The 15295-nt window shown below is 34.1% G+C and carries 14 protein-coding genes; 5 read left to right on the forward strand and 9 right to left on the reverse strand.

What is annotated here, in order from left to right; all coding sequences use genetic code 11:
* Position 1: 1 nt before the first annotated feature.
* The 4 genes from DBX25_RS15880 to hsdR all read right to left on the reverse strand — a co-directional run bounded on the left by DBX25_RS15880 (position 2) and on the right by hsdR (position 7503).
* Positions 2-1882 carry a KAP family P-loop NTPase fold protein gene (locus DBX25_RS15880; protein ID WP_108671777.1) on the reverse strand — a complete coding sequence of 627 codons (1881 nt, stop codon included), beginning with the start codon at positions 1880-1882 and terminating at the stop codon, positions 2-4.
* Positions 1883-2215: 333 nt separating this feature from the next.
* Positions 2216-3712 carry a restriction endonuclease subunit S gene (locus DBX25_RS15885; RefSeq protein ID WP_170110137.1) on the reverse strand — a complete coding sequence of 499 codons (1497 nt, stop codon included), beginning with the start codon at positions 3710-3712 and terminating at the stop codon, positions 2216-2218.
* A gap of 8 nt (positions 3713-3720) precedes the next feature.
* Positions 3721-5133 (reverse strand): type I restriction-modification system subunit M, encoded by a 1413-nt coding sequence (locus tag DBX25_RS15890; protein WP_108671779.1) that lies wholly within the window; start codon positions 5131-5133, stop codon positions 3721-3723.
* A 21-nt stretch (positions 5134-5154) separates the two neighbouring features.
* Entirely contained in the window at positions 5155-7503 is a 2349-nt protein-coding gene (hsdR, locus tag DBX25_RS15895; protein WP_108671780.1) for an EcoAI/FtnUII family type I restriction enzme subunit R, read from the reverse strand.
* Positions 7504-7671: 168 nt separating this feature from the next.
* Here hsdR and DBX25_RS21720 point away from each other — a divergent pair, with 168 nt between their 5' ends.
* The 3 genes from DBX25_RS21720 (at position 7672) to DBX25_RS15910 (ending at position 10045) form a co-directional block, all read left to right on the forward strand.
* Positions 7672-8496, forward strand: a complete 825-nt coding sequence (locus tag DBX25_RS21720) for a hypothetical protein (protein ID WP_338066687.1) — start codon at positions 7672-7674, stop codon at positions 8494-8496.
* Between the two features lie 15 nt (positions 8497-8511).
* On the forward strand, positions 8512-9438 hold the full coding sequence (locus tag DBX25_RS15905; protein WP_108671781.1) for a hypothetical protein: 927 nt from the start codon (positions 8512-8514) through the stop codon (positions 9436-9438).
* 118 nt (positions 9439-9556) lie between these two features.
* Positions 9557-10045, forward strand: a complete 489-nt coding sequence (locus tag DBX25_RS15910; RefSeq protein WP_108671782.1) for a hypothetical protein — start codon at positions 9557-9559, stop codon at positions 10043-10045.
* Between the two features lie 153 nt (positions 10046-10198).
* Here DBX25_RS15910 and DBX25_RS15915 read toward each other — a convergent pair whose 3' ends face one another.
* From DBX25_RS15915 to DBX25_RS15925, 3 genes are all read right to left on the reverse strand, one after another.
* The gene (locus DBX25_RS15915) at positions 10199-10615 is read right to left on the reverse strand and encodes a hypothetical protein (RefSeq protein ID WP_108671783.1); all 417 of its coding nucleotides are present in this window, start codon (positions 10613-10615) and stop codon (positions 10199-10201) included.
* Positions 10612-10944 (reverse strand): hypothetical protein, encoded by a 333-nt coding sequence (locus tag DBX25_RS15920; RefSeq protein ID WP_108671784.1) that lies wholly within the window; start codon positions 10942-10944, stop codon positions 10612-10614. Before DBX25_RS15920 ends, DBX25_RS15915 begins: the two co-directional genes overlap by 4 nt.
* A gap of 117 nt (positions 10945-11061) precedes the next feature.
* On the reverse strand, positions 11062-11613 hold the full coding sequence (locus tag DBX25_RS15925; protein ID WP_108671785.1) for a hypothetical protein: 552 nt from the start codon (positions 11611-11613) through the stop codon (positions 11062-11064).
* A gap of 755 nt (positions 11614-12368) precedes the next feature.
* Here DBX25_RS15925 and DBX25_RS20705 point away from each other — a divergent pair.
* On the forward strand, positions 12369-12599 hold the full coding sequence (locus tag DBX25_RS20705; protein ID WP_157950994.1) for a hypothetical protein: 231 nt from the start codon (positions 12369-12371) through the stop codon (positions 12597-12599).
* A gap of 75 nt (positions 12600-12674) precedes the next feature.
* Here DBX25_RS20705 and DBX25_RS15935 read toward each other — a convergent pair whose 3' ends face one another.
* Both DBX25_RS15935 and DBX25_RS15940 read right to left on the reverse strand, forming a co-directional pair.
* Positions 12675-13658, reverse strand: a complete 984-nt coding sequence (locus DBX25_RS15935; protein ID WP_108671787.1) for a hypothetical protein — start codon at positions 13656-13658, stop codon at positions 12675-12677.
* A 59-nt stretch (positions 13659-13717) separates the two neighbouring features.
* Positions 13718-14170: a helix-turn-helix domain-containing protein gene (locus DBX25_RS15940; RefSeq protein ID WP_157950995.1), complete on the reverse strand. Its 453-nt coding sequence runs from the start codon at positions 14168-14170 to the stop codon at positions 13718-13720.
* Between the two features lie 574 nt (positions 14171-14744).
* Here DBX25_RS15940 and DBX25_RS15945 point away from each other — a divergent pair.
* Positions 14745-15266, forward strand: a complete 522-nt coding sequence (locus DBX25_RS15945) for a hypothetical protein (protein ID WP_108671789.1) — start codon at positions 14745-14747, stop codon at positions 15264-15266.
* Positions 15267-15295 lie beyond the last annotated feature (29 nt).

Raw genomic sequence — 15295 nt, forward strand, 5'->3', positions numbered from 1 at the left:
ATCACCCTATTTCCCATAGCTTTTTAGACGATTTCTTCTCTTCCACATAATACTCTTTTAATTTTTCATACGTTTCACTGTCCAATTGTTTGAATAAGAATATTTCAGTCGGAGTAATTAAGCCTTTCTTAATCTTTTTGAGTTCCTCATAGATTTTTGACTGATATTGAGGGAACATTTTATATAGTTCAATTAGCACCCATAAATGATAATTTTGGTCCTGATTATATTTTGAGATGACTCCTTTAACGATTTCGCTTCGAGTTACTTCATCCATTACTTTTAGTTCTTCAATTTTTTTCTTTCTTACAATTTCAGCAGTAGTAGCGTTACAGATTTGATTAATAAACTTCCGTTCTTCTTGATTCAAGTTTATAGAAAACAGTTTCTTGTCTGAAACGGAATCTCTTGCTAAATAGAAATATTGCGACAAATCCACTTCAGATAGATTAGTTGGTTCAACACCAATCCATCTTTTCATTTTGTCTCCAAACCAAGCATTATTTTTTAATTCTTGACTTGTCTGGGGCTTTTCTTCATCATTTAAACTTTCATTTAATACCTGATTTTCAATATCTGATAACGGTTTTGGAATTCCATCATTTTCAAACTGCCACTGATACAATTCTCTAAATAAATCCCTATCGGTATATTCAAGAACCATTAACTTTGCTAAAACTGATAAATTCAGTTCTATCCTTTGTATCTCAGCAAGACGTTTTCTCATATAGAATGTATTTAAAAATCGTTTTGTTTGACGTGGATTACCTTTAAGAGTGGCCGCAATTACACTTCCAATACTATTGAATATTTGAATTTGTTCTTCAAAATCCGATTGGCTGTAGCCCTGTTTATACTTGTTTCCATTCGCACTTGTTACACCATTGATTATTTCTACTATCTCTTTCCCGCTTATAATTTCCCCTTTAACAAAAATACCCTTATCCCTTAGCTTATTGATTAATCGGTTTAATACATCTTCACTTAAGTACATTTCGCTTATCAAAAGAAGCATATAATTTTTTATATCGGTCTCAGCTAACTCAGCTATTCTGATAGGAAGCTGAACTATTTTTTCGATGTAATCATTTGAGACATCTATATCTACATCATCCAATTGAGGATATTTCCTTTTGATTGAATAAGTGATGATGTTTTCATCCATTGCAATTACAAAAGTGGTCTTTTCTACAGCAAGAAACAGCTTAATTGCTTCAAGTGTTTCTATTATTCTATCGGGATTACACCTATCTAAGTCATCTATCATAATGATTAAATTGTCTATATTGGATGTACGAATTATGTTTACGAAGTCCTCTCTGAATTTTCGCACATTTTCAATGATATTTTCCTGTTGTGAAGGGTTAATGTAATCCTTTTTTATTTGAGATGCATTTTCCAAATGCTGACCTATCTCTTTTTCTGAATCAAAATTTTCGGGTTTGAAACCTCCGAGGAGCATAGGAAAAGGATTTCCCGCTAATAAACTCAAAGATAAAGGAATGCCCTTTTTTAAAGCTGTACTACCAACTCTTATCCAATCAACTCGTTTAATTAGGTTTTTAATCTTATCTTTTGATTCCTTGAAAAATGTTTGGTTTTCTTGAAGACTTTGCAAAATTGCCTCCATTAAGGCTGTTTTTGCATCATCATACCCCTCAAACATCCAGGCATTTACAGTAACAACTGCAATCTTTTTTTCAGTCTGATTCATGGTATTTTGTTCAATCAGATGAAGCAAAGTAGATTTGCCACTTCCCCAGTTGCCGAACAATCCGATTGTTAAAGGATTCATACGTTCACTGGTAGCAATTTCACAAATCAAGTTAGCATAAGGTTCATAAGCTAACATGTCTATCTTTGAAGCGTCATCAGCCCACATAATCCTTTCCCCCTATTAGTTATTGACTATTTAGTATTTTACACCATATTTTCTTAAAATGGCTAAATGCGTATTACAGATACAAAACGTTTGTTCCTATAATTTTATACTAAATATATTTGCTTTCCAAACAATATTTAAGGTGGAAAAAGGGATACAAGTAAGGTTATTTGCGTTGGACTTGCCAATGAAAACATTGAATATGCAGGAGAGATAGGAATTGGATTGAATTGATTAAATACTGTTGGACAGCGATTAGTAGGTCTATTACAAAAATTTTTATTACAAACAGCTAAAAATACAATAAAAGAGCCTCATCGGCTCTTTTATTTGTTAGACTGAAGTCCCATCTTTATGTTCATCAAGTTGAAAGACTTCTTGTAATTTTCTTTGCAAAAGTAGTTCACAATTCTTTATATTTCTTTCGATGTCACCCTTTAAGTTCTCACACATTTCCATAAGACTCTTAACCCTACTTACAATTCTTAACATTTCATTTAAAGGTGGTAAAGGTATAATCAAGTTATTTAGTATCTCAAGATTAATATTTTTTTGTGCGGTTGATGGAGCATATTCAATTAAATCACCCTTAGCAACCATGAAAAAGTACTGGAGATACTCTCCAGATTGGATTGGTTTAAATGGTATAAATCCGACCACACTATCAGGAAAACAGGCATCAAAATTTAAAATACCAGTATCAGCAATATTGGCCGCAATTGTAATACATAACGTACCTTTAGGCCATAACCTACTTTGTTGCAATCCTTCATCATTATACATATTACTATACGTATTGATAAGGCCATTGCTTCTTGCAACATCACCTGTTTGAACAAAGGGATAGATGCCATCTTTATAAAGCATTTCATCATTTCTTGGTCTATGTTTAGATTTACCTCGTGACAACTCACCAATCTGATTGATTCTTACCCATTCCCATCCCTTTGGCAGTTCATATGGTATTTCTGAAATTGGATAAAACTTTTTTTCCTTTTTGATAATCTTTTCACGTATTTGTCTTTCTTTTTCAAATTGCAATTTTTTTAACAGCTCTGAAGCGGGTTCATCATTTGGGTCTTGTTCAACTAATTGACCTTTAATTACCTCTCTCAATAGTGCTATTTTATAATTTTCACAATGAATTAGTTGATTACCTAATAATTCCTTAACCTTATATATATTTCCGACTTTTTCTAACGTATCGGTTGCATCTTTTTCAATCGGCTCTATATTAATCCTTTGTTGTTTTTCATAGACAAAAAAATCAATGAGTGCCTTCTGAATTTCAATGTTACAAATAGGTATCTTTAATGTTTTTAATTTATTTGCATTTACATTTGGTTGTGCAGAACCCGACTTCATTTCCGCAATTTGTGACCAGTATAGATAACTGTTTAAAAATAGGTTTAGGTACTCAGGCAACAACGTATTTTCATTTGTTCTTAGTTTAATAAGGTAACTTGCAAAAACAGCATTTGAAGGGGCTTCTTCATTAATGATAAAACTTTTCCCTGTCGTTCCCCCTGTTCGGGCAATAAGAATATCTCCTCTTTTAACCAGGTACTTTTCTTCACGTTCACAGTCACAATACGGAACAGTATTCCAATCTACTTTTCCACCTTGAATATCTGTAATCCTTAAAAATTTATGTGTCCCATTTTCAGAGGCAGATGCTGTGTAACCATATTGTGTACTATCTAATAGTTCTCCTAATGTCCTAACATCCTGATATTTCTGCAATACATGTTTCATTATTATTGTGTTTTTAATTTGAACCTTAAGGTCATCCAACGAAGAAATAAATGTAAGTGGAATATACTGAATCATTTGGTCTATCATTTTCTCAGCAACTCCATCATTTCAAGAATAGCCTTTTGATTTTCAATCATCTTTTCTAATATAGTCTCCGAATCCATCTCTAACGTATCATTCACCTGATTTGGATTCTTACTGTCAAGGTTATATCCCTTTGCTTTTATATCTTCAATTGTAACCTTCCAGGCATACTCATTCTCTTCTCGGTTTTCCCACCATTGTTTTTCTAAATCAAACTCTTCAATTCGGATGGGTTTAGTTTTTGAATAAGATTTTTGACCATCTGGATATGGATGCTCAAAGTACCATACTTCTTTGGTTGGCTCTCCTTTTTCAAAAAACAATAGGTTAGTTGAAATTGATGTATAAGGAGCAAACACCCCATTAGGAAGTCGCACAATCGTATGGAGATTGCACTCTTCTAACAACTTTTCCTTGATACGTGTTTTAACCCCTTCACCAAATAAGAATCCATCAGGAAGAACTACGGCCGCTCTCCCATTTTCTTTTAATCTTTCTAATATGAGGACCAAAAATAAATCAGCAGTTTCCTTAGTACGGTAACTTAATGGAAAATTCGCTTGAATTCCATCTTCTTCCACTCCACCAAAGGGAGGATTTGATAGCACTGCTGACACTTTATCCTTGGAACTATAATCCCTTAATGGTCTTGCCAGTGAGTTATCCCGATGAATTTTAGGCACTTCTACATCGTGTAAAATCAGATTCGTTACTGCTAATAAGTGTGGTAATGGCTTCTTTTCAATTCCTAAAACGGATTTTTGAATTATTTTTCGGTCTTCTACAGTTTTTGCTTGTTTTTTTAAGTGCTCTAATGTGCTGGTTAAGAAGCCCCCTGTTCCACAGGCAGGGTCTAATACGGTTTCACCTAACTGCGGATTTATCATATCGACCATTAATTGAGTGACTGCTCTCGGTGTATAATACTCGCCACTATTTCCTGCACTTTGTAAATCCTTTAGGAAAGTTTCATAAAAATCATTAAATAGATGGCGGTCATCGGAGCTATTGAAGTCCATTTCATTTATCTTGTTAATCACCTGACGCATTAATGTTCCCGATTTCATGTAGTTATAACTATCGGAAAACACTTCTTTTACAATAAACCCTCTTGTGTTTTCCTCAACGTCTGGAAGGTCTTTTAAAGCAGGAAAAAGCTCGTTATTTACGAAGTTTAATAAATCATCACCTGTCATTCCTTCATCATCAGAAGCCCAATTTCTCCAACGGTAGGCTTCTGGAAGTGGTGACTGATAATCGTCTTCCATAATTTCTAATTCTATTTCTTTATCATCAAATATCTTTAGAAAAATCATCCATACTATTTGGGCGATACGTTGGGCATCACCATCTACTCCAACATCTTGTCGCATAATATCCTGAATAGATTTGATTATATTTGCAATGGACATTTTGTTCCTCCTCTGCTTCCTCTACGCTGTTGTATAAAGTTGCTGTTGAAGCTCCTGTAAGGCTATTAAATACTGTTTCTTCCCGCCAAAGCTCTTCATAATTTCTAACACAGAGCCAAATTCGTCAAATGGATTGAGCTTTAGCACTTCCATACTCTCAATGTTTTCGATTCCTTCGTCAGAGTACTTATCCAGTAATGCTTCCAGAACTGTTCTGGCTTTATCACCGTACTTGGCAAAGTAGTCCTGCTTTTTTACATTCATAGCTCGTTCCTTGCGTGTTAATGGCTTTCTATCAAACGCTACATGACAGATTAAATCGAAAGGGTCATATTCCCTGCCCACTTCTTCTTGCAGTTCATCCAATAGTATCCCTTGCTCAATCAACTTTTCTATAATAGCATCTTTTCTTTCAGCAGAATTCCACTTTTGCAAAAATACATCTAAGGAGGAATATTCCTTCTGTACTGTGTTCTTTGTATAATCCTTTAGTGATTCAGTTATCAATTGTCCATTTTCAGCATAATATTGCACACGTTCATTAATGACTTGCACCTTTACATTATGAACATAATACGTCTTTGCTTTCGATAGTTCCGTATCACCGTCTTCATCATAACCTGAACCACCATCTATGCCAGTTGGGATATCTTCTTTATCTTCCCCTTCATCTGGTGGCGTTGGTGGCTCTCCCTCTTTCGGTTCATAAATTTGAACAGGGTCTCCGTCAAAATCTGGGTCTGCAAAAAGATTGGTTACATTTCGGAAGTCCATAATAGTAAAGGAATATTTATTATGCTCTTCATTCACACGAGTTCCACGCCCAATGATTTGTTTGAATTCTGTCATGGAATTGATATTAGAATCCAGAACAATTAATTTACACGTTTGAGCATCGACACCAGTTGTCATTAGCTTTGAAGTCACCGCAATAACTGGATAGGTACTTCCAGGATGAATAAAGTTATCAAGTTCTGCTTTCCCTTCATCATTATCCCCTGTAATTCTCATAACGTATTTATGATTTTTTGCTACTAAATCACTATTTTCATTGGCAATTGCCTGTCTCATACGTTCAGCGTGATTAATATTGGTACAGAAAATAATTGTTTTTTGATAACGGTCTGTTCGTTTCATATACTCTGTTACTTTTTTAGCAACTGCTAAAGTTCTTTGTTCTAAAATTAAGTTACGGTCAAAATCTTTTACATTATAGATACGGTCTTCAATAACTTCCCCAAATTTATCCGTTTGCCCTTTTGTTGGTCTCCATCCAGTATCTTTATCTAAGATGTAACGAATCACTCGATAGGGAGCAAGAAATCCATCGCTTATCCCCTGTTTTAAGCTATATGTGTACAGTGGCTCACCAAAATAATCAATATTATTGACATCTTTAGTTTCCTTTGGAGTGGCAGTTAAACCAACTTGTGTAGCAGAAGAAAAATACTCAAGGATTTCTCTCCAAGCTGAGTCCTCTTTCGCACTCCCACGATGGCACTCGTCTATTATTATCAGGTCAAAGAAGTCCTGAGAGAACTCTTTATAAATATTTTTCCAATCCTCTGCACCTGATACCCCTTGATATAAAGCAAGGAAAATTTCATAGGATTTATCAACTGTTCTGTTCTTTATCTTAGTCATTTTGTCGCCAAAATGTTTAAAATCATTGCTCATAGTTTGGTCAACTAAAATGTTTCGGTCTGCAAGGAAAAGAATTCGTTTCTTGGTTTTTGACTTCCATAATCGCCAAATTAATTGAAACGCAATCATGGTTTTCCCTGTTCCTGTCGCTAATACAAGTAGAATACGGTCTTTTCCCTGTGCAATAGCTTCCACTGCACGATTCACCGCAATACGCTGATAATATCTTGGCGTTTTCCCACTGGCATCCGTAAAATAATCCTGTGTTACAATTTTTTCTTGCTCCTCCGAAACAATGCCTTTCCAATTCTTATATCTGCTCCAAAGCTCTTCTGGTGTTGGAAACATATCTAACGAAATCTCTTGCTCTATTTTTTCCGATTGTCCAGTGCGGTCATGCATCAGAAAGGCTTGACCATTAGAGCTAAACACAAACGGAATATCAAGCATTTCTGCGTATTCTAAGCCCTGTTGCATCCCGTTTCCAACTGAATGCTCCCCATCTTTAGCTTCAATTATTGCTATTGGAATATTGGGCTTATAATAAATAATGTAGTCAGCCCTTTTAGATTTCTTTCGGGAATGTACTTTTCCTTTAACAATAATTCTCCCAGCAGTAAAGGTTACTTCTTCTCGAATTTGTTTATGTAAATCCCATCCTGCTTGTTGAATAGCAGGGGTAATAAATTTTGTACAAATATCCCGTTCGCTTAACTTCTTTTTCACTTTTCCTCCCCCTTACCTATTGACATCCTGCCTATTTATACCTTTATTTTACCAAATCCAGGCAAGGACTGCTGAGTTATTTTGACTAAAGGCGATGAAAACCAAGCAAATATACAGCATTATATGACAGATGGTATATTTAACATAAAAAGACTGGATTGAATACAAATGGAGAAATATTCACTAAACGAAGAGACATTAAAATTCATTTTACATTTTGAAAAAAGTGTGGCTCGTGGAACTGTTTTTACAAATGCTGATTTAGTAGAAAAGTTCAAACAATCTACCTTTCATCATAAAGAATTCGATACGTATATCCCTACAGCCATTAATAAAGCAATATGGTATGCAATTAAACGGAGTGGTAATTGGGTTATGAAAAGAGGAGTTTATCAATATCAAAAACGAGAGGATTCATCATTCAACAATTACACTACTGTTCCAATGGTTAAAGCTAAAATTAACGTTCCTGTTCTAAATAAAGGGACTTCTTCCTCTGCCATTAACAGAGAAGAATACATTCATCATCTAAGCAAGAACTTGTTTAACGTATTAATGCTAAAAAAAGAAATCACTGATGATTTTTTACGAAAATATCATCTTAGTTCAAAAGGGATTGGAGATGACCTTTATTTTCTTACGGAAAGTTATTTTAGACAAATTGGGCTATTCAGTGGAAAACATAGCATGTCAGACTTCATTACTCCCAACGCTAAAATAGCAATTGAAGAAGGAAAGGTTTCAAAGAATCTGATTTATGAACATATGATACCAAAAAATCTTTATATAAAGCAGATTTCGGAAGTTACTTTAGCTGGAGAACTAACAGAGGCATTTATCTATGACCTTTTAAGTAAGTATTACTTTGTTTGCACAGTTACAAAAGAGGAAGACGACCGATTGCCATCAATTAAAATGGATGACGATTGGGATGAAATAAATCCTTTTTATCGCTATGAAAAGGCTGGAATTGATTTTGTGCCTAATAGATAGGAGAGGAAATGAGGAGTGAATAACAACCGTTCAAAGATTGTACCGAAAGAAGTTGTGCCGACTTTAGAATTAGATGGATGCATTACTTATGAAGAGGAGTTACCATATCCTTTTGTTCATTATCCTTCGAGATTTGGTTCGTTTTTTGGCTTTCAAGAAAATGAAAACTCACCTGTATGTTATTGCAAATGCCAACAAAAAGGATTAGAAATATACCTTTTGAACGAAGAATTTAATCAGTTTGGGGATATTCCTAAATCATTGCGTTTTTATTTGGGAGAGGCGTTTATTAATACACTCCAATTCAAAAATAATTTATGCCACGTTTGCAATAAAGTATGCCCAAAATACGGATTCGGAAAAACGTTAAACGGAACAAAGTTCCAATCTATCTATGGGCATTATATAAATGGTATAGCTTTTGGATATGGAGTTGGTTCACGAGGCAGAATTTATGCACCAGAACTTTTGCCCTCTAATATAGTTCCATATCTTATTACCCATTCATTTGATGATAATAGGCTTGATGACCAATCTATAACAGATTTCTTAAGGTATTGTGAAGATGTCATCCGTATTCGGATGGGTTACTTTGCTATAGGTAAAAGGTGGACAACGGAAGTAAAACTTCTTGAAATCATAAAGAAACTATACCCGAATTATAAAGTTATCCACCAGTACCCTCTCGACCATTTAAAAGCTGATATTTTCATTGAAGAATTGAACCTTGTAATTGAATATCAAGGAGAACAGCACTATAGACCAATTGCTTTTATGGGCGGAGACAAAGCATTAGAAAATACAAAAATAAGGGATAAAGAAAAAGCTGAATTATGTGATTACTATAAACTCGGAATAGTTTATTTTGACTACAAAGATGATTTAAACGAAAAGATGGTGAAAGAAAGAATTTCATTGTATTTAAAGGGAAACGAACAATAATTATAGATTTTTTATGGCTGGTCATTAGGATTAGAAAATCCTTTTCCAATAAAAATAAATTAATAGAGATTATGCCCGATATAAAGAAATGAATATTATTTTTAGATAGGTGAAAAAATTGACATACAAAAGACATTCTGAACTAAATGAAGAAGAAAGAAAAGAATATAGGGAACATGTAAGAATGGTAAGAGAAAGAAATAAAAGGAAAGCAACTGAAGAAAAGAGAAGGAGAATGCGGTTATTACTAAGTGTTTCAATAATTATTATCTCCTTTGTTAGTTACATAGCGATAACCTCTTTTAAAGAAAAAGAGAATATTTCTGTTGATTCAGAAACTCATCTTGATTTAGGTGTCATAGATAGGGACACAATACTTGTACAAAATAAAGATGATGCTGAATTCTACGGTCTTGCAGTTGACAACGGTAATGAGGCAGGAATGCAACATGCAAGAGAAAATGGTATAACAATAAAAGAAGGCACAAAAGTTGAATATGGGGCAACAGAGGATTACCGTTTATATTACGTTAAAGTTTTAGAGGGTAATTATATCGGCAAGGATGGATACGTTCATTTTATGGATATTAGTAAAATAAAAAATTAGATTAGAGGTAGTAGATTCTCACAGATTTATAATAAATTTGTATAACTCACTACAATTTTTTAGCCCATATAAAGGCAGAGGTATTCCTCTGTCCTTTGTTCATTATTGTGCCACTTAACTGAAGAAGAAAAAAACTAATAGTTAATTATCCCTTCATTTCTTCTTCAATCTTTTAAATCGGTCTTTAAAATCCACAGCTCTGTTTACCTTAGCCAAAGCCACTTCCAATTCCTTCTCTTTCTTTTCCTCCTGCATTTGTTCCTGCTCCTTGTCCCTTGCTTTCATCCGTATCTCGATATCTTCCCCACGTTTACCCAGTCGTTTTCGATTAAATTTAGCCATCTTTCCGTATTTTTTAGATTCTGCAAACTCCTTGACCACTAATGCCTGTTCTGATGTAAATAATCGCTGACCATTTATTACAAGTGGTTCTGGAATTAATCTTTCCTTACCATTCTCAGCCAGTCTATCGCTGTACTTACACCATTGAGCAATTGTAGCTGGGCTACGTTTTACATACGCCCCTAAATCACCCGTTGTTAGGAAGTTTTGTCCATCAATGATTCTCATTTTTTCGTTCCTCCTTCTAATTCCGCAAGTTTTTTCTTTAATTCCTCGTTTTCCTGCTTCATTTTTTGATAGGTCGTTTCTTGTGTTCGGTATTGCTTTAAATCTCCCCTTTTTAGTTTTGCAATACAAGCCCGAATCTCTTTCACTTCTGATTGCTTAAAATGCTGGACATTGTTTATCTTTGTTACATTGGGTAGGAACCCCTCTTCACCGTTCTCTTTCATTTGGTGGTTAATCTTGATAAGGTTGAACAAGGTGGCAGGAGAAAGATTAATTAGATACGCAACTTCTTGAACCTTGTAGTACAGCTCCCCATCTTTTCGTTTCAACGTTCTCTCCCCCTTCCTTCTTTTGAATATGATAGGGTTTTGATATGAAATTTGATATAGAAACGATTAGGTTGTTGTTCTTTAAACAAAAGTTGGAAAAGTATTTTAATGACAGTTTTAAAGGTTGATAGGGTTCTTGGCTTTAAATTCAGCGATAATTTCATTGATTAATTGATTCTTTTTCTTATTGTGATAGACACCGTATAGCTTCAAATAAATATCCAGACCAGGCTCAAGAAAAATCGTTTGCTGAATCCCTCCTGCCTTCTCGCTCCAAGGTACGTACTGCCCCACTTCACCTGATTTATTAACCTTATCATTCCCTACTGCCATAGCTTTCTCCCCTGCCTCTTTCCCTACTGCATTTGTACCAATCTTATTTTTCTTAATTTCATAACATTGGCTACAGTAGGTGTCAAAATACTCGTTAGGCTTCCCTTTATTGCAGAGCTTATAAGTTTGGTTAATATCGACCCATTCTCCGTTCTCCAGCTTATAAACAGAATGCCAACGATTACAAGAAGAGCAAAATACTTGCATTTCCTTTGCATACTCGTCATACCGATGATTCACAACCGTCTTTCCTCTTTTTTCTAAGCTAATTTGCAAAGGCTTTGGAAGAATTAAGCCTTCAATCAAAATATTCCTATCCTTTAATTTTATATCCATCTAAGAATCCCCTCTCTTTCAATTATTTTCTGGTGCTATATTATAGATTTCTGAAACGGATATATTCACAAAACCTTGGTTCAATAACAGACGAGTTTGTTGAATTGTAAATTCCTGAAGTTAATGACACAACAAACTACTAAGTTGATAGTTTCCATAATAAAAAGCTCCTTAAGATTAGAAAAGGTATGAACAATTTCATACTTTTCAAGTAACTTCTCCGAACAATTGCGAAACAAGTGTGACGAAGTAAGAATTGTTACAGAATTTTTCCATACTTCTTTATTAACTATTGAGATATATTTATGTAACAAACACCATTCGAGCGTTCTATTCCAGCAAACAAATGAAACCAAATAAATCCTTAAACGTAAATTCAATTAAGAAAAGTTATAGGAAGTCAATGACTATTATTCAATAGAGGGTTGAACCATATGAACAAATGGTGGAATAGAAAGAAAAGTAAGACGAGAAAAAATAAGAAGAGTAATGATGATTATACATTTTTAGATTTCATTTTTGATGTGCTATTCTGGATACCAGAATTAATTTTCTTGCCTTTCAGATTAATTTTTTGGTTACTTAGAGGTATAGGGAGATTCTTTAGGGATGGGTTTGATTTTTTATAAACCGTAAAGGATTATTTTTTAAATATAAGGGTGATTAGCATGAAGGTTTAAATGAAATGGTGTACGGATTGTAAAACTTTAGTGAGCAATTCTTCTAAGGTATGCTCCAAGTGTGGCAGTAGACAATTGGAAAAAGGCGTTTATTCAGATGAACTGAAACAAAGCGTCATTTATAATAAACACCAACATTTAATATTTAGTAAGCAATCGAATAACGGTATTCGCAGTTGCCCAACATGTGGTGCAGGAATTGCTACTACATCAGTATATGCTGAATGTAGTTTTTGTGGAGATGAATTATCAAGCGATGGTAGCTCATATTATATGGACTATATTGATAGAATGAACGATAGGTAAATAAATATGGCTAAACAAGACCATACATATAAAAAAAATAAAGGCACTGGATATCCAATGCCTTAACAAATTTCTTTATATCCCTTGCTCGTGATATTGCCACATTTCCTTTTTGTCCCCATAGAAATAATAAGTATAATTCGAGAAAGCGATAATCATTTTCTCAAAAATATCCACCAATTTTCCAACGGTATCCTCAATACTTTCTGATGGCTTAATCGTCACTGAAATACAGTTATCTTTGAATCGAACTGCTCCATCGAACCTTTTTTGAATAATCCTTTCTTTTCCCTTGATAGATTCGTATATTTTTCTATTATAATCGCTAAATCTCAACTCTACAAAAGCAACGTTTCTTCTATCACTCAACGATACATAATAATTGCAATCACTACGACCTGCTCCAAAACTGATAATACGTAATTTCTGTATGTGTGCCTTCTCTCGATGAAAAGGCAAGAAGTATTTGATACGACTTCTCAGTGACTTTAACAGAAATTCATTTTCTTTTTTTCTCATTGCTTCCAGGTCACTAAGGTTCTCCTGTTGCTGTTGTTCCACTATTTTAGCAACAATCGGTTGAATAATACTCTCCTTTCTTAAAAGCCGAATAGGACTTTCTATATTTAACAAGTTTAGATTTTCGTAAACTTTTAGCTTGTGCATATGGTTCAATCTTTGTAGAGGTGCAGTTATATCGGGATTTAACTCTGCAAAGTAAAGAGTAATCGGTTTACCAGACTTCCTGACTGCATTTTGTAACTCTTTTACGTGTTCCTCATGGAAAGCAGAAGCAATGTAAACGATAATGCCACTTTCAATCATCTCAATAATTTTTAATATCTTGTCTTGATGTGTCTTATTACTCTTAAGCAATAGGTTTTCCACAAATACTTCTACCCCTAAACTGCTTATAGCATACATATCAATTTTAAGACCTTGATAATGTTTTTCAAACTGGACACTTTCTAATTCCAAACCAAGTTCCTTTTCAATTATTCGTTCCTGACCTAAAAACAATGTCATTAGGAATTCTTTCTCTGACCCATTAAAGCTCATAATCCTTCTTCCTCCTGTTAAAAATAGGAGACCCTAAAAGAGTCCCCTAATTTCCAAATTTATTTACTTACCTCTTTAAAGTCATCAATCAGTTCAGAAAGGTCGAATAATTGTTTAATTCGGTTGTCTTCATCCCAACTCATTTCAAGGATAAACTCGATAATTTGGATAAAAGATTCCTTCTCGTCTTTACTAAACAGATTATCGGCATCCCTTTTACAATCATTATACAAAACCAGTTCCGCTACTAAAGGAGCTTCATCAATCGGGGTATCAGACGTAGAGATGTCCAATAGCAACGAAAGTGGAATTCCAAGTGCATCAGCGAGTTTAGCGGATATAGGAACGCTTGGAGCTTTGCGTTCTCCTCTCTCTAAACGAGAGATGTAGCCATTCGATACGCCAGTCTTCTCAAAGAGTTCCTGCAGACTCATTTGACGTTTTTCACGCCACCACTTCAGGGTAGCTCCAAAGTTATTACTTACTGTACGGTCATCACCATTTTTGCTCATATGCTCTATTTCCTCCTGTTTAATCTGCCTAATCCTTTTCATAGATTAGAACATCCTGTTGTAACTCTTCTTAATAGAATTCCTTGTTTTTATTAAGAATGATATATTATAGATTTTGCTTAAAAAAATATTCGATGATAGAACAGGGATAAAGCAGGGGTAAACAAGTTTATTGAGGCGTAAAAAGAAGATGATAGAATTTAGAAAATGATTGAAACGTATGGGTTAATGTTCTAAAGAGGATATAAATAAATTTTGGTGGTGGCACTTGTATAAAGTGGCAGATGGAAGGGTGAAATTTAGACTTAATGCAAAAGTTGAGGAAGATTAGTGCCATGGACATGGGGCAGAAGTGGAATATTGACTTATTCACTGGAAAGAATCCTTATTTTCCTGAAATCATTGAACTCGATGATTTTTGGTAATCCTTTGTAGCAAGATAAGTAGAAATGAAAATTTCATATAGCAAACTATTTTTCTGCGTTATTGAAGTTAAAAAACTACTACTTTATACTTATTCCTGTAACAGTAGATTAAGAAAATCATTACAATATGATTAAAGAAAGGTGATTTTATGTTTATTGATAAAATTGATGAAGTATTATTAGATGAGATACAAGAAGAATTGGACCAAGAATACAGTCAAATTGTAGCTAATTGGGATGGGGAACTTTTCGATATTAAACGTAATGATTTGGATGACACATTACGTTCAGAAATCTTTAGTGAATATCTTAACACTTTACTTGATATGTTAGCTGATTTGATACATCAGAATTTCCCATTTGTAAAAGAAAAGGATATTGATATTGCCCCATATTCAGATGTTATTATTTCCGAAACCGATGGTTATAAAGATGTTGAGTTACAAGTACATGCAGATGTTGCTGATTCCGACAGAAAAAAACTTAGTGAAATTGAATCCAAACAACTTGATAAACTGCTAAGTGAACTAACTCAACTTTATAAAGAATTAGAAATTGACACAAAATTAACGCTTACTCATATTCCATTTAAGGATGTTCCAGAAGACTACTATGTAAAAGATGAAGATTATGGGGAAAATGACTATGATTTTGTTCAAATTGAATTTTAGTAAAAATTGACCTTATCGTTTTATTTTAA

The organism is Peribacillus acanthi (assembly GCF_003073175.1).
Lineage (GTDB): Bacteria > Bacillota > Bacilli > Bacillales > DSM-1321 > Bacillus_BN > Bacillus_BN acanthi.